The 14,429-nt window shown below is 63.7% G+C and carries 12 protein-coding genes; 2 read left to right on the top strand and 10 right to left on the bottom strand.

The features are described from left to right. Window positions 1-13: 13 nt before the first annotated feature. Together ACIQC5_RS04010 and ACIQC5_RS04005 are read right to left on the bottom strand one after the other, a co-directional pair. On the bottom strand, window positions 14-1,009 hold the full coding sequence (locus tag ACIQC5_RS04010) for an ABC transporter substrate-binding protein (protein ID WP_400278569.1): 996 nt from the start codon (window positions 1,007-1,009) through the stop codon (window positions 14-16). A 36-nt stretch (window positions 1,010-1,045) separates the two neighbouring features. Then, entirely contained in the window at window positions 1,046-2,752 is a 1,707-nt protein-coding gene (locus tag ACIQC5_RS04005; protein ID WP_400278568.1) for an amidohydrolase, read from the bottom strand. A 228-nt stretch (window positions 2,753-2,980) separates the two neighbouring features. Here ACIQC5_RS04005 and ACIQC5_RS04000 point away from each other — a divergent pair, with 228 nt between their 5' ends. Beyond that, window positions 2,981-3,592 (top strand): TetR/AcrR family transcriptional regulator, encoded by a 612-nt coding sequence (locus tag ACIQC5_RS04000; RefSeq protein WP_400278566.1) that lies wholly within the window; start codon window positions 2,981-2,983, stop codon window positions 3,590-3,592. A 12-nt stretch (window positions 3,593-3,604) separates the two neighbouring features. On the opposite strand, the gene ACIQC5_RS03995 is transcribed toward ACIQC5_RS04000, so the two are convergent. The 6 genes from ACIQC5_RS03995 to ACIQC5_RS03970 form a co-directional block, all read right to left on the bottom strand. Beyond that, on the bottom strand, window positions 3,605-5,062 hold the full coding sequence (locus ACIQC5_RS03995; protein ID WP_400278565.1) for an MFS transporter: 1,458 nt from the start codon (window positions 5,060-5,062) through the stop codon (window positions 3,605-3,607). A 129-nt stretch (window positions 5,063-5,191) separates the two neighbouring features. After that, window positions 5,192-8,224, bottom strand: a complete 3,033-nt coding sequence (locus ACIQC5_RS03990) for an AAA family ATPase (RefSeq protein WP_400278564.1) — start codon at window positions 8,222-8,224, stop codon at window positions 5,192-5,194. After that, window positions 8,221-9,408, bottom strand: a complete 1,188-nt coding sequence (locus ACIQC5_RS03985) for an exonuclease SbcCD subunit D (RefSeq protein ID WP_400278562.1) — start codon at window positions 9,406-9,408, stop codon at window positions 8,221-8,223. The genes ACIQC5_RS03990 and ACIQC5_RS03985 overlap by 4 nt, the downstream gene beginning before the upstream one ends. A gap of 71 nt (window positions 9,409-9,479) precedes the next feature. Beyond that, window positions 9,480-10,409, bottom strand: a complete 930-nt coding sequence (locus ACIQC5_RS03980) for an MIP/aquaporin family protein (protein WP_400278560.1) — start codon at window positions 10,407-10,409, stop codon at window positions 9,480-9,482. Window positions 10,410-10,578: 169 nt separating this feature from the next. Next, on the bottom strand, window positions 10,579-10,929 hold the full coding sequence (locus tag ACIQC5_RS03975) for a DUF202 domain-containing protein (RefSeq protein WP_400278559.1): 351 nt from the start codon (window positions 10,927-10,929) through the stop codon (window positions 10,579-10,581). 13 nt (window positions 10,930-10,942) lie between these two features. Further along, complete coding sequence (locus tag ACIQC5_RS03970) at window positions 10,943-11,299, bottom strand: YidH family protein (RefSeq protein WP_400278558.1); 357 nt, start codon at window positions 11,297-11,299, stop codon at window positions 10,943-10,945. A gap of 80 nt (window positions 11,300-11,379) precedes the next feature. Here ACIQC5_RS03970 and ACIQC5_RS03965 point away from each other — a divergent pair, with 80 nt between their 5' ends. After that, window positions 11,380-12,450 (top strand): ADP-ribosylglycohydrolase family protein, encoded by a 1,071-nt coding sequence (locus ACIQC5_RS03965; protein ID WP_400278556.1) that lies wholly within the window; start codon window positions 11,380-11,382, stop codon window positions 12,448-12,450. A 27-nt stretch (window positions 12,451-12,477) separates the two neighbouring features. Here ACIQC5_RS03965 and ACIQC5_RS03960 read toward each other — a convergent pair whose 3' ends face one another. Together ACIQC5_RS03960 and ACIQC5_RS03955 are read right to left on the bottom strand one after the other, a co-directional pair. Then, entirely contained in the window at window positions 12,478-13,029 is a 552-nt protein-coding gene (locus tag ACIQC5_RS03960) for a DUF4395 domain-containing protein (RefSeq protein ID WP_400278554.1), read from the bottom strand. Between the two features lie 337 nt (window positions 13,030-13,366). Next, window positions 13,367-14,383 (bottom strand): exonuclease domain-containing protein, encoded by a 1,017-nt coding sequence (locus ACIQC5_RS03955; protein ID WP_400278552.1) that lies wholly within the window; start codon window positions 14,381-14,383, stop codon window positions 13,367-13,369. Between the last annotated feature and the right edge of the window lie 46 nt (window positions 14,384-14,429).

The raw sequence follows: 14,429 nt of genomic DNA, 5'->3' as shown, positions 1-14,429 counted from the left end.
TTTAACACGCCGGCTACTTTCCGAAAATCAGGTCACCCGGAAGCTTCACGGGCGAGTTCAGGAAGCCGAGATCAGCGAGGTTCGTGTTGGCGCGCTCGATATCTTCGATGCGGACCGCGTCCGGCCAGTAATTGACGGCACCGGATTTGACGACGTCGATGGAGGTCTTGGTGATGTCTGCGCTGACCTGCTGGGCCTCATCGATGTGTTCGTTCGCGTAAGCATTGGCTTTGTAGATTGCGGCCCTGAATCCCTCCAACGCCTTCTCCTTGGACTTCACGGTGTTGGCTCCGGAAACCCACAGGCCGATTGCGCCTTGTTCGAAGAACTCGACGCCGGGGGACGCCAGCAGTCGGTTACCCTCGGACATCGCTTTGGACGTGAAGGGGGCTATCAAAGATGCGGCGTCAACGCGACCGGAGTTCAGTGATTGAAGCGCCGACGACGCGTCCAGGACCATCCAGTTCACCTTGGCGGGATCGCCGCCGTCGTCCTTGACGAGTTTGCTGACGGTCACCTCAAGCTGTGCCTTGCGCGCCGGGACACTGACATTCTTGCCTTCAAGATCCTTGGGCCGGCTGATGGCAGACGTCTTCTGGACGAGCAGCCCGGTATCGTCCACGCGGCTGAGCTCCGACCCGGCATTGGCACCGTCCTTGTAGCCATCGGCCGCGGCCACAATCTTCAGTGGCACGTTCTGGCTGAGGGCGTTCAACAGCGGAATGGAGGGAGTATAGGTGACGTCTATCTGGCCGCTCTGGGCCGCGGCGATGCCTGCAGGAGGGTTGGCAATGACAGAGAACTCGACGTTGAGGCCCTGTTCCTTGAAATAGCCCTTGTCTGCGGCCAGCTTGATCGCGGCATCGGAACCAATGCCGATGGTTCCCACTTTGAGGGTGGTTGTTTCACCGGGTGCAGGGCTTCCCGCCGAGCCCGACGAGTTGCCGCCGCAGGCAGCGAGCGTCATGGTCAGGACCGCGGCCAAAGCCAAAGGAATACTGCGTCGCATGTGGTGCTCCTTGAATCGCGAAGAAATGGAAATTGTTCAGGTGGTGGATTGGTGGACAACACGGCCGCCGCTGACGGTGAGCCTGATGTCGGTTTCGAGAAGCTTCTCTATCTCCTCGTCGTCCGGCCAAGGGCTGGCCAAGAGGCAAAGATCGGCCGCCATACCAGGCACAAGTGCGCCCTTGAAGTGTTCGGCGTGGTCCTGCCACGCCGCCTGGCTGGTCATCGCCGCGAGTGCCTGGAGGCCCGTGATCCGTTCCGGATCATCGGGAGCTCCGGGCGTGGAACGTGTGGCCCTTCGAACTGCGGCGACCACGGTAAGCCGCCAGTCCGGGCTCGTGACGGGGGCGTCGGAGGCGAGGTTGAAGTGCACGCCAGCCTCGAGGGCCGAATGGAGGGGCTGGTGGCGGGAGAACCGTTCCTCGCCGAGCACTCCGCGCATCATGTCGCCGGCCTCTTGGCGGATCAGCGGGTTGGTGCTGTAGCCAATGCCATTGGCAGCCATGGTGGCCAACGTCCCGGTATCGCTGAAAGCTCCGTGGATGATGTAGTGGCGGTTTCCTGATCCCTTGGAAGCGGCCTTGGAACCAGCTTGGCGACCCGCCGCCATGAGGGCCTGGACTGCAACGGAGGTTGCAGCATCGCCCGTGGCGTGCACGCCTGCCTGCAGTCCGGCGTGGTCGATGAGTTCGACGATGCGGTGGAGTTCAGCCACCCGTTCGTCGTCGCTGGCGCCCTGGATCACCAGGCTGCCGTGCTTGCACGCCACGCCGTAGGGCTCGGACATCCACGCTGTACCGCTGCGGGGGATTCCGTCGGCGAAGATCTTGACGCCCGCGATCCTCAATTGCCGGGGATCAATGCCGCGGTCCGTGCAGGAATGGGCGAGTCCGCTGCGCAGGCCTTCGCTGATCGCAGCGGCGTTCGCTCCCCCGGTGCCGGCGAACAACATCAGCACATTGATCCGCAGCGTCAGTTCACCTGCTGCCGCGAGGTCCGCCAGCAGCCCGAGTGCCGCCGTTGAACCTGCACCATCCATGAGCCCGGCGCTGGCCGGCCCCAGACCCGGTTCCGTCAGGGACGTGATGCCCAGCATGTGTAGCTGCTCCTGCAATTGCAGGACTGCGGGACGGAGCGTGGAGTCGGGAATGGGCGGCATCGCCCTGGACAGCAACTCCATGGCGCCATCTTGGAGAAGTCCTGTGGGTGTGCCGTCGGCAGCACGCTCAACCACGCCGCCGTCGACGTCGGATGTTGCCGCCGTGATTCCTGCGCGGTTGAGTGCCTCGTGGTTTGCGAGCAGTTGGTGACCTGTCGCGTCGAACGCCACGACGGGCGTACCGGGGCGGCACCCCAGAAGATTGCCGCTGGAGGTTCCGAGCAGGACTTCATCCCACCCATGGGCGCGAATCCAGCCGTCCTCCCCTGCCGGGGCGGCATTGATGACCTCGACGACGGATGCCCAGTCCGGCGCGACGGCAGGATCGAGACGGACATAGCCAAACGCGGCCATCGCCGCCGAAACGAAATGCAGGTGGGCATCGTTGATGCCCGGAATGACAGCGCCTCCGGCGGCGTCCACAACCTTGGTGTCGGGGCCGGCGAGATGATCCGCTTCTTCGCGGCCCAGCCCCACAATCGTCCCGCCCTTGACGGCGATGGCATCGGAAATGCGGTCAGGCTCTCCAGGGTCCATGGTGTGGACCGAGGCATTCACGATCACCAAATCGGCGAATTCTTGCATCCGTTCTCCTCAAAACACCGCGTCCACATGTGACGCAGACAACGTTCTAGAAAGAAGTATGTCGCCTGACTGGGTCACTTGACTAGGTTTTGCCGTAAAATTCTTTTTACGGGTCATTCCAGCCCGCCCGGCACTGCCGAAAGCTACCCGGGGCACAGAACGCCTAGGATCGATGAGACCGATGATCGGTGAACCTGATCACGGGTGACGAAGCAGAAAGGGGCGCGGATGGCCAGGGTTCCCGCCGAAGCAAGGCGGTTGCAGTTCGTCGAGGCCGCAGCCAGGGTGATCGCCCAGGACGGACTCGCTTCAGCAACAACGCGTCGGATCGCCAGCGAGGCAGACGCGCCACTTGCGGCATTGCACTATTGCTTCCGGAGCAAAGACGAGCTCTTGGAAGAGGTCTACAACTTCCTGAGCCGCGACTACGCCAAGGCGCTGGAACCAGTGACCGACCCCGGCCTGGGCCTACGCCACATGATCGGCGCCCACGCACGACGCATCTGGATGCGCATGCTCGAGAATCCGCACGAGCAAGTCACCACGTTTGAGCTGCTTCTTCGCCGGTTCCGGGTGGAGGCCGTGGACCAGCCCCAAGCCCTGCTCATGAACCGCTCAATGTACGACGGCTGGGTCAGGTCCACCGTTGAGCTTTTCCGCGGAGCCGTTGAAGCCGCCGGCGAGCCCGTCCCCACCAACCTGGATGACATCACCCGCTTGTTCATTTCGGGCATCGACGGGATCAGCATGCAGCATCTGGCGGATCCCGACGACGAACGGTCCCTGCGGCTCGTGGAGCTCATGGCGCGCTCCTTGGCGGCATCGCTCGATTACGACTGAGGACGACTACGGCTACGGACGGCTCTTGAGTGCCAAGGCCGCAATGACACCCAAAAGCAGCAGACCGGCGGCCGCCGCCATGGACACGACGAATGCCGCACCTGGTCCTTGCGACTCGGCCAGCTGACCGGCCACGTAGGATCCGAGCGCCGTGCCAGCCACGATTCCGCTTGCCAGCGCCGTCATGACAGTTGCCATGCGTCCAGCCGGAGCCACTACCCCGCCAATGCTGAACACCGTGACCATGACCGGCCCCACGGGGATACCGAGCACCAGCAGCACCACCACCATGGGCCAAATACCCGCCGGAACCAACAGCAACAGGGACAACAGTGTCATCGCCAGCGCGGCAACCACCCACCGCGCCGAAAGGCCAAAACGCTGCGGCCAGAACGCCACGGACAACGCGGCCACGGCCGAGCTCAAGCCCATGACGGCATAGAGGATCCCTGCGATTTCCGCGGTGGCGAACTCCGCCGAATAGGCACTCAGGGCATTCTGCGTGGCACCAAAGAACGTGCCCATGAAGACCATCGCCAGCACGGGCACGGCCACCACGGCCCACCCCCAGCGGCGTCGACGTTTGTCGGTGGCCGGTGTCGTCCTCGCGGAGCCATGGGAATCCCCGACGCCGGACACCGGCTTCCGCGGTGCCGGCGCCACCGCCAGTTGGCTGGGGTGAACGGCAAACGCCGGGACGAGCGTAATGGTCATGAGGGCAGCCAAGGCGAGGGGCAACCACGGCGCCACCAGGCTGGCCAGGACTCCCACCAAGGCAGGACCAAGGACAAAAGTGATCTCATCAGCCGTGCCCTCGTAGGACAGCGCAGTGTCCAGGTCCGCACGGTTGGCCGCCACGCTGCGGCTTCCCCCGGTGGATGTTGGCTCCGAAAGATTGCGTGTGGTGAGCGCCATCCAGCGAACGCGGGCCATAGGGCCAACTTGGGGGCAACTGGCACCGGCAAGGAACCCTGCCACCAGTACGCCAGCTGCTTCGCTGACGGAACCAAGGGCGGGTGTCAGGTAGGCAACGGCCAACAATGCGACGACGGCAAGCGTGTTGACCACTGCTGCGATCAGGAGAATGCGGCGTTGGCCTGCTCGATCCGCCAATGACCCGAGCACCGGGGCGCCCACTGCCGAGCCGATACCGACCGCTCCCGCCGCCATCCCGCCGATTGCGTAGGAGTTGCTTACGGCCGTGACAAGCGTGAGCGTGCCGACGGTGAGCATCGCCAGGGGAAGCCGGGCAAAGAGGCCAAGGGGCAGGAATCCAGGGCCGGCGAGTTCAGGGAGGCGGGCGAACCTGCCCGGCAGCTTCGATCTGCGCGCGGGCGCAGTGACGCCGGACGAAGGTTCGGTCGCAGGGCCTTGTGGGTGTGCGCCTTGAGCGCGTGCGGCTTGAGAGCGTGCGGCTTGAGAGGCCAAAGAAGTGTTGTCCATGTTTCCGGGTTCAGTAAAGTTGCGCATCGTCCCTCCTCCCGATGCGCGCAACCCGGTGTAACTCAACCAGTCTATCGGATGGGCGCAACCCAAGGCCCGTTTCCCCTTGGCCTTGGCTTGCGGTCGCTCGCTGGTCCTGAGCTGGTCGGGGTTCAGTTAGGCCGGGAGTATTTCAGCGATCCGCACACTCGAGCCGTTTCGCCCCTTGACCACCTGAAGTTGGCTGCTGATGCGCTGTTTCATCTCGGCTACGTGGCTGACGAGCCCCACTACCCTGCCACCGTCTCGAAGGCCTTCCAAGGAGTCCATGACCTGTTCCAGTGCCTGCTCGTCGAGACTGCCAAAGCCTTCGTCCACGAACAACGTTTCGATGTCCACGCCGCCGGCCTCTTGCTGCACAACGTCTGCGAGGCCCAGGGCCAGCGACAACGAGGCCATGAACGACTCCCCACCGGACAATGTGGAGGTGTCCCGTCGCTGGCCCGTCCATTCGTCCACCACCTCCAAGCCCAATCCGGACTTGGCCCCGCGGGCAGCCTTGGCATCGGTGTGTTGCAAGGTGTAGCGGCCGTCGCTCATGGCAACGAGCCTTTCGGATGCTGCATTGGCTACCTGTTCCAGGCGGGCGGCCAGCACGTAGCTGGTCAGGCTCATGCGGTAGCTGTTGTCGCCCGATCCCCTTGCAGTTTCCGCCAATGCCGTCAGGACGCGAGCGTGTTCGCGCGGACCCCGTCCAGACTCGGCAAGGACCACGTACGAGGCGCGGATCCGGGCGACCGAGGCCACCGCCTTTCCCGCGAGGCCCGCGGCAAGGGCTGCCCCCTTTGCTGCCTCTGCTGCTGCGGCGGCTGAGACCCGAACTCCGGCAAGGTCAACTTCGTTCAGGGGCAGCTCACCGATGCTCGCTTCCTTGCCCGCCAAGACCAAATCCTCGGCCGCGAACAACTCATCCAACCGTGCGGTTTCATTCTCAAAATCCGTTATTGCGTTTTCCATCGCTACGACGTCAGCGGTGGGCAACAGCTCGTGTCGGGCCTCGTCAGCCGACTTAAATCCGACGCCGGGAAGCGCCTTTTCCAAGGCAGCAACGGCCTCAGCACTGGCTTGCTCGGCCATTTCGAGTTCGTGCCGGGCGTCGAAGGCCGCTTGAAGGAATCCACGCTGAACGGACAAAGCCTCCAACCGCTCACGGAGAGTCCTAAAGCCCTGCCTCAAACCGGACAATTCAGCTTCCAACGCAAGATATTGCTCTTCCAGCAAGACACGTGAGGAGGAAGCCTGGGCGGCGGCATTCGTCGCTTCACTGTGCTCCTTTTCAAGGAGCACGATCCGCTGACGAACCTTTTCGAGAGCGACGGCGAGCTTCCGCACAGCACTATCTGCGGTGCGTGATGTGGCCGCTTCCGCTTCCGCAGCCACCAGCTTGGCCTCAGCTTCCTCGGGATCGGCAGCGCCACCCTGCGCCGCCAGTCCGGCCAGTCTCTGCGCTGCGGATGACAGCTCTGCGCCGAGGAGTCCCAGTGCTTTCTCGCTGGCTTCGAAGCGGTTGCTCGCGGTCTCCTCTTCCTGGGCGATGGCGAGTGCGGAACGCACAGCCGTTGCGGGGGCAGGATGGTTTTCGCTGCCGCAGACCCCGCAGGGTTGGCCGTCCACGAGCGCCGCTGCGAGTTCGCCAGCAGCATTGGCAAGACGGGCTTCCCTCACATCAAGCCAAGCCTGACGAAGGTCCTGCGACTCAGTCTTGGCCTGCGCATGCCGTGCGGTGATGCCCTCAAGCTGGGCTGCAGCCGCCGCGTGACGTGCAACAACCTCCACCAGCCCGGCCGCAGAGGCTGCTTCCCGCTCAAAATCCGGGAGCTGGGCCGCGATGGGTTCCAATGGCGCGATCTGGGTGGTCAAAGCAGCTTCTTCTTCGCGCAGCTGCTCCAAGGTAGCTGCCGCCACACCGGCTGCGCCCAGGGCCACTGTGTGCTCATCACGCTTGGCAGCCAGCCTTGACGCAATGTCCTCCAGTCGCTTCTCATCGGTGAGCCGGGCCTCCAGGACGGCGCAATTGGCCTTCACAGCATCCAGGGCGGCACCTGGATCGGAGGCATCCAAGGCTGCGGATTCGAGTTGCTCGAAGGCGAGGGAAACTTTGTTGGCGGCCGTTTCAGCCCTGCGCGCTGTGGCGTCAACGGCGTCGAGCTGCCCTCCCAAAACAGCAGCACGACGATGCCTCCCCAAGCGGTCCTTGTTCTCTTGGGCCCTGGGAGCTGCCAGTTCAAGGAGCACGCGCCGTTGCATGGCGGCGGCCAGGCGACCGTGCCGCTGGGTTTTTTCCTGGGCTGCTTGAAGCTGGTCCGCTATCCGCGAGGACGCCGATTCTGCGGCAGTGGCTGCATCCTGCTTCAGCGCATCTTCCGCGCGGAGTTCCATCTCCAAACCGGCGAGCCAGGCCTCAGCGTCCTGACTGGCCTCCGGAGGGGAGTCGTGCATGGCCGCGCCGGATTCGGAGGCAGCGGCCGGCAGACCCAATTGATCGCGTTCTGAAGCCGCCCGTGCAAGCAGGACCTTCAATTCCGATTCGTTGTCCTGCACCAACCTGGCCGCGTCGGCGGCCTGACGGAGCAGTTGCCGTTCCATTGCTTCAAAGCGCTGGGTCCCGAACAACTTCTGCAGGAGTTCCAGTCGCTCGTTGGCCTTGGACCTCAGGAACGCGGCAAAGTCTCCTTGGGGAAGCATGACCACTCGCGTGAATTGCTCGCGATCCATGCCAAGCACGTCCGAAAGTTCGGCTCCCACTTCGTCGTTTCTGGACGACTTTTCCTCCCAGACGCCCGCAACCCGTTCGCGCAAGAGCGTCTTGGCTTGTTGGGTGGTGAAGCCGTTGCGGCCGCGGGCGCTGGGCCTCTCCCATGCCGGGGACCGAGTGACTTCGAAGCGCCTGCCGCGGGCCGAAAATTCGCACACTACACGCGGCTCCACATCGGCGGCCGCATGATCGCTTCGCAGCCTCTTGCCATCTTGGCGGGCCCCGGGCACGGATCCATAGAGGGCAAAACAGATGGCGTCGAGGATGCTGGTTTTTCCGGCTCCCGTGGCGCCATTGAGCAAGAAAAGCCCGTGCGCACTCAGTTGGTCGAAATCGATCTGCTGTGCTGTGGCAAACGGGCCGAAGGCTTCAAGGTCCAAGCGGTGGATTCTCACAGTTCGGCCTCCTCAAGACGGGCAGCTTCAAGGGCGTTCCGCAGGGCGGCTTCCTCAGCGGGGTCGGCGCTTCGGTTCCGCACATGGTCCAGGAAACCACAGCAAATTCCGAGGTCGTCCTCCGCGGCTGCAAGTCGGCCGCTGTAGCTTCCCTTGTTGCGGGCTTCGGCTCCTTCAGGGTCAAAGGCAAGGACCAAGGTGTCCGGGAAGCGGGCACGCAACTGCTCCATGGCCTGCGCCGGGCGCTGGGAATCTGTGAGTGTTATCTGGCAATAGGCAGCCTCAGCCCACGCGTGCTCGGCGGACTCAAGGAGATCCACCAGCTTGCCGCGCAGGACCGCGAGGGCGCGCGGTGCTTCCCACACGACCTCTTCAACGGCCGCGACTCCCTCAACTCCTATGTCCACGAGCCAGGCGCCCTTGCGGTGTTTGGCCTCGGAGAACGAATAAGCCAGCGGGGAACCCGAATACCGGACGTTGGCTGCGAGTTCCTGCCGCCCGTGGAGGTGCCCCAACGCTGTGTAGTCAAAGTCCTCGAAAAGGTCCAAGGGTACGGCTCCCAAACCGCCGATGCTGAGGTCCCGTTCGCTGTCCGAAGTAATTCCGCCGCTGGCAAACGTGTGCGCCAAGACCACTGACTGCACAGGCCGGCCGGCCCGTCTGTGCTCAACGTCCCGCCGGATGCGGGCAACGGCTTCCTGCGTAACGTCGAAGTGACTGGCGTTCTCCACCCCCAGGCGCTCCGCCACGAGTCGCGGCTCCAAGTAGGGGATGCCGTAGATGGCCAGGACAGGATCCCCGTCCGTGCCGGTTGTTTTTGCGGCGTCGAACGGCACCAGTACCGGAACATCAAGGTCCTCAACCCGGGTCCTGAGGTGCACTCCCCCACGTTCCAGCAACCGGGAAGCGAACCCCAACCGGATGGCGGAATCGTGGTTGCCGCTGGTCAGCACCACGCGGGCGCCAGCGGCGGTGATCCGCACCAAGGCGTCATCCAGCAGCTTGACGACATCGAGCCCAGGGAGAGCCCGGTCATAGACATCGCCTGCAATCAGGACAACATCAACCGATTGGGCGTGGACAAAAGACACGAGCTGGTCCACGAAACCACGCTGGGCATCAAGCATGCCAACGCCGTGGAATGACCGGCCGAGGTGCCAATCGGAGGTATGGAGTAACCGCATATTTTCAAGCTAACCGGGGGCACCGACAAAAAAGCGCAGACAGGCCGTCCGCCGTCGATCCTGTCCGGTTTCTAGCCTTTCTTGCCGTCGAAGAAATCGCGTGCGTCGTCGCCGCCGGCTGCGGGCGAAGCAGCAGGTTTGCGGTCACCGTCATGCTTGACCGCACGTGCATCTTCTTCGACGTCGAAGTCGTCATCTTCGGTGTCGTCGGCATCCAGGTGGTAATCGCCGTCGTCGTGGGAGTCAGCATCATCCGGCACAGCATTCGAGGTCGTAGCGTCGCTGAAGCCCCGGTAGACGAATCCGGCCAACGCGGCGCCCACGAGCGGCGCAACCCAGAACAGCCAGAGACCCTCAAGCGCCCACGGTGAGCTGAAGAAGGCTTGGGCAGTTGCGCGGGCAGGGTTGAAGGGAATGTTTCCCAACGATTGGCCCAGCTGAAGCAGGACGGCGAGGGTCAGGCCCACAGCGAACGGAGCCATGGCCGGAACCGCACGGCGCCCGGCGGTGGAACCAAGGAAGACGGCGACCAACATGGCCGAGCCGACGACCTCAACCAGCAGGACGCCTGCAAGCGGTGCCTGAACCATGGAGTGTTCCCCAAAGCCAGGTGCCACGGTGTCAAACGCCGTACGGATGTCCGTAAAGCCCGGCAATGTCCGCAGGACGAAGTAGATCAGTGCGGCACCAATGCCGGCCCCCACCAGTTGCGCTGCAACGTAGGCTGCGGCCGCTACGGGCCGAACGCGGCCTGCAATGAGGTTGCCCAAGGTGATGATCGGGTTGAAATGACCGCCGGACACATAGCCGAAGGCCAACATTGCAGCTGTCACGGCGAGACCGGCGGCCAGAGCGGGGGGCAAAGCGTCAGTCTGCGGAACCCTGAAGATCGCCACGCCTGTCGCCACCAGCACCAGGAACATGGTTCCGAGAAGTTCCGCCGACAACCGGGCGATGAGCCCCGGTTCCCGTTCGGTAGTGACTTGCACAGAAGATGTCATGGCGGATTGTTCCTTACGTTGGTGTGGAGGCCGTTTGGCGGGCTCCGTCGCTGATGACCGGACCGTCGGTTGGCCGGGCCTGCTGCCTCGATCCAGCGGCAGGCCCCTGTGAATCCTGCCAGCCGAATCTGGACAGTTGCTGGGTCCCCGCTGGGTCCCGTATTCGAGCTTAGCCGCCCAAAGCAATGGCCGCGATGGCCGTGCCGCCCAAGCCCATAACGGCCAGAGTGCTTACCAGGACAAGCTTCGCGGACGCCGCCTCGTTTCCGCGGTGCAGCTGACGTGAGCGAACCCACACCACGCACGCCACCACCACGGTGGCCACCGCTGCCATTAACGCACAAACCCCCTGGTAGTCGAGCCCCGGAAGGCCCGGCACCAACTGGTTGGTCGTTGGCTCCGACGTGAACCAGCTCCGCCAAATGAAGAGGTCCACCACCACCAGGGAGATCAACGTTCGCCGCCAAGCCAAAATGGTTCGTTCGGGCTGAAGTCCGGGATCGCGAGTGTCGAAGCTCATGGGGCCGGGCAGCTCAACGGGCCACCAGGATGAGGACGGCGAAAACAAAAGCAGCCAGCGCGACCACGATGGTCATGAAGAGCATGACCCATGAGAAGGGCAAGGCTTCGTCATTGCGCATTGCGGCTTCCATCCGCCCCCACCGACGATAAGCCAGGGCAGCGAGGCCTGCCCCAATAAGGGACAAAACAACGCACAAGATGATCCGCACCGGTTGCGGGGCGATATTAGGTGCCAACTGATCGATGGCGACCGCTCCCGCCAGCAAAGCCAAGGAAGTGCGGATCCAGGCGAGGAAGGTGCGCTCGTTGGCCAGTGAAAACCTGTAGTCAGGGGTCTTGCCGGTCCGTCGCCAAGCCGGTTCACGCACGTTGTCTCTCCAAGTTTCCTAGTGCTGGGCAGCTTCCTCACCATATCAGCGGGGGTGCTTTGGCACGGTAAGTTACTGGCATGAGTGTTCAAGCTTCCCCCGCCGCTGTGCCATCGTTCGAATCCCGCGTCCACGGGTGCCTTCTGGGCGGAGCTTTGGGTGATTCGCTCGGATACGCCGTGGAGTTCGAGCCCATCGAAGCCATTCGCGGACGGTATGGATCGGCGGGACTCACGTCCTTCGGAGAGATCGACGGCGGTAGCCACTTTTCAGACGACACTCAAATGACTCTCTACACGGTTGACGGCTTGGTCGATGCACTTGAATGGGCCAATGACGGCGTTGCCGCCGATGAAATCGCGTGCCTGTGGCTGGCATATCTGCGCTGGCTGGCCACCCAGGACGTCCCCGTTCCAGCGTCTGCCCCGGTTCCGCAGCCACGCTGGATCGATGCCCAAGAGGTCCTCCGGCATCGCCGCGCTCCCGGAAACGCCTGCCTCAGCGGGCTGGCGACGGGCGAGATGGGTACCGTCGGCCGGCCCGTGAATCCCGAGTCAAAGGGCTGCGGCACGGTGATGCGCTCCGCCCCGTTCGGGCTTGTTCCGCACATCTCCCGCGAAGCCGTGTACAAGTTGAGCTCCGACGCAGCTTCGCTGACCCATGGGCACCCCTCGGCCCGGTTGAGTGCAGCTGCCTTCAGCCTGCTGATCCACAACATCGTGGCCGATCAGGACATCCGCCGCGCCGCAACGGCAGCTTTGACCCACATCAACAACGTTCCTACCAAGGCACCTGAGCTCGCCGAGCGATTGGAAACTGCTTTGCGCTTGTCTGCCGACCAGGCCGTCCTCAGCCCGGAGGAACTGACTGCGACGCTCGGTGAAGGCTGGGTGGCTGAGGAAGCACTCGCCGTCGGACTCTATTCGGTGTTGGCCACGCAGGGAAACGACCCTGCAGAACATTTCCGGAACGCCATCGCGGTGGCCATCAACCACAGCGGCGACAGCGACTCCACTGGTTCGATAGCCGGAAATATCCTGGGCGCTTTCTACGGTGAGCAATGCCTTCCCGCTGAATGGCTCAGTGTGCTTGAAGCACCAGAGGTGATCCGTGGCATGGCTGATCGGCTCCTGGCCGTGACCACGGGCTAACTCCGGCGATCTTCAGTTCGGGACGGCCTACAGTCGGCGCAGCGAAATGTTATTGCACGCTTCGCAGATCTCAGCCGGAATCAGTCCGCAGCGCTGCAGGAGACCGAAGATCGCGCAGCCCAGGCAGAAGCCCACGAACGCTTCCAATGACGCCGCCACGATGAGAAGTGCCAGCAGGACCCAGGCGCCCGGTTCCAAGCCAACGAAGAAGAGAACGACGGCGGCGCTCGTCAGCGCGGCGCCGATCCCTTGGGCGAATCGCTTGGGCGGACCCGGCACCAGCTTGGCGTGGCCGATTCGCGGGGCGAGAACCTTGACGGAGAGCAGCGCGATCGGGGAAATCCTCGGCCCAAAAAGCACGCGAAGCCAGAAGCCGACAGCGAGGGCCACCAGCCCCCAGCCAAAACCAGTCAGCAACGTTCCAACCGCAACCACCACTACAAGCCCCGCGGTGATGCGGGCAGCGTATTCGTTGACGGGGTTGGGAAAGGCAAAGACGGCCCGCCAGTCCACGCCCGCGCTGGACGCAGCAGCAACGGGCTCACCCACCGGCCCCTGCGGAAGCTTGGCCTTCTTCATGGACCAAGGCTAGGAGCCGGTTCCACCAGGCCGGAAGCATTGTTGCGCAGTATGACCGGGACGCTTCCCGCATCCCCCGCCCTTCCGGGCCACCCTCCCACATCCCAGGGCGAGCGAACGACGTCGGCACTCAACCGGACTGCCGACGTCGGGCGCCCAGGTCCCACCAAAACCGACGGGACGTGAGAGTGCGTCCCACCAAAACCGACGGGACGTGAAAGTGCGTCCCACCAAAACCGACGGGACGTGAGAGTGCGATCAGGAAAAACCCGCGGGACGTGGGAGAGGATCCGGGGAAGGCGGTAGGGATGTGAGAGAGGAACCGACGGGACGTGGGCTAATTGCCGCCGACCATTTGAAGGAATTCGCCCTCGGAGACTACCTCGATTTGCTGGCCCTTGGCATGGAGCTCCAGGACGCGTTTGGCTTTGCCGGTGAGCCGCCCGGCACGGAGGTCTCCTGCAACGAAGCCGTCGCCCACCACCAAAACGGTCGTGCGCGCAGTTACACGGCTTTCCGGGCGCGCACCCATGTCAGCAGCTCGGGATTTGGCTTCCGGACGCGTCATCGCAAGATCGCCAGTGAAGACCACGGTCTGGCCAAAGAGCGGGTGCCCGGGCTCCGCCGCCGGGTTCGGCAGCGGGTTGGGCCCTTCCTCGGGCCAAGCAGAGAAGGTCCTGCCGGAACCGTCGAGGGTACGTTCGAGCGTCCGTTCGGCCGGACTCGCGGATGCTTTGGCGGCGAGCGCCGCAATCGTGGCCTTGGACAAGCCCCGGGTGGGATCAAACGCTGGCTGCTTCGGCAACGACAGACCCAGCGACAAATAGAGCTCCGCGATGCTGTTGGCATCGTTACGGCGGGCAATGTCAACGAGAATGCCCGCGCAGGCACGGGCATCTTCTGCAGCGTCGTGATGGTTGACGAGGGGCACACCGGCCTCTTCGGCGGCATACGGAAGGGAGTTGGAGACCAAGGAGTAGCATCGCCGCGAGAGCATCACGGTGCAGACGTATTCATAGGCCGGGCCGGCGAGTCCGGACACTTCCAGGCCGGAGCGGATCACTCCGAGGTCGAACGCTGCGTTGTGTGCTGCCAGAACGTCGTCGCCAATGAAGGCCCCGATCTCCGGGAAGAGTTCGCCGAAGCGTGGCAAGCCCACAACGTCTTCCGCGCGGATGCCGTGGATCCGGGTGTTGTGGTACTCGAAGTGATCGTGGTTCTCGGGTGGACGCATCAGCCAGGACGCTTCTTCCACCACGACTCCGCCGCGGACCTTGCTCAGGCCGACGGAGCACGGAGACCCCCTGAAGCCGTTGGCTGTTTCGAAGTCGATCGCCGTAAAGTCCAATGCCACTGGACAAGGTTACAGGTGGAAAGGGCCGCCCTTGCCGTATTGCACG

It is taken from the genome of Paenarthrobacter sp. NPDC092416 (genome assembly GCF_044755025.1).
Lineage (GTDB): Bacteria > Actinomycetota > Actinomycetes > Actinomycetales > Micrococcaceae > Arthrobacter.
This window is presented reverse-complemented; position numbering and strand designations above follow the sequence as displayed.

Excerpts from the sequence above, each read along its gene's own strand:
- ACIQC5_RS04000 (WP_400278566.1), top strand. The coding sequence starts at position 2,981 with ATGGCCAGGGTTCCCGCCGAAGCAAGGCGGTTGCAGTTCGTCGAGGCC.
- ACIQC5_RS03985 (WP_400278562.1), bottom strand. The coding sequence starts at position 9,408 with ATGCGGTTACTCCATACCTCCGATTGGCACCTCGGCCGGTCATTCCAC.
- ACIQC5_RS04010 (WP_400278569.1), bottom strand. The coding sequence starts at position 1,009 with ATGCGACGCAGTATTCCTTTGGCTTTGGCCGCGGTCCTGACCATGACG.
- ACIQC5_RS03960 (WP_400278554.1), bottom strand. The coding sequence starts at position 13,029 with ATGAAGAAGGCCAAGCTTCCGCAGGGGCCGGTGGGTGAGCCCGTTGCT.
- ACIQC5_RS04005 (WP_400278568.1), bottom strand. The coding sequence starts at position 2,752 with ATGCAAGAATTCGCCGATTTGGTGATCGTGAATGCCTCGGTCCACACC.
- ACIQC5_RS03995 (WP_400278565.1), bottom strand. The coding sequence starts at position 5,062 with ATGCGCAACTTTACTGAACCCGGAAACATGGACAACACTTCTTTGGCC.
- ACIQC5_RS03965 (WP_400278556.1), top strand. The coding sequence starts at position 11,380 with ATGAGTGTTCAAGCTTCCCCCGCCGCTGTGCCATCGTTCGAATCCCGC.
- ACIQC5_RS03980 (WP_400278560.1), bottom strand. The coding sequence starts at position 10,409 with ATGACATCTTCTGTGCAAGTCACTACCGAACGGGAACCGGGGCTCATC.
- ACIQC5_RS03975 (WP_400278559.1), bottom strand. The coding sequence starts at position 10,929 with ATGAGCTTCGACACTCGCGATCCCGGACTTCAGCCCGAACGAACCATT.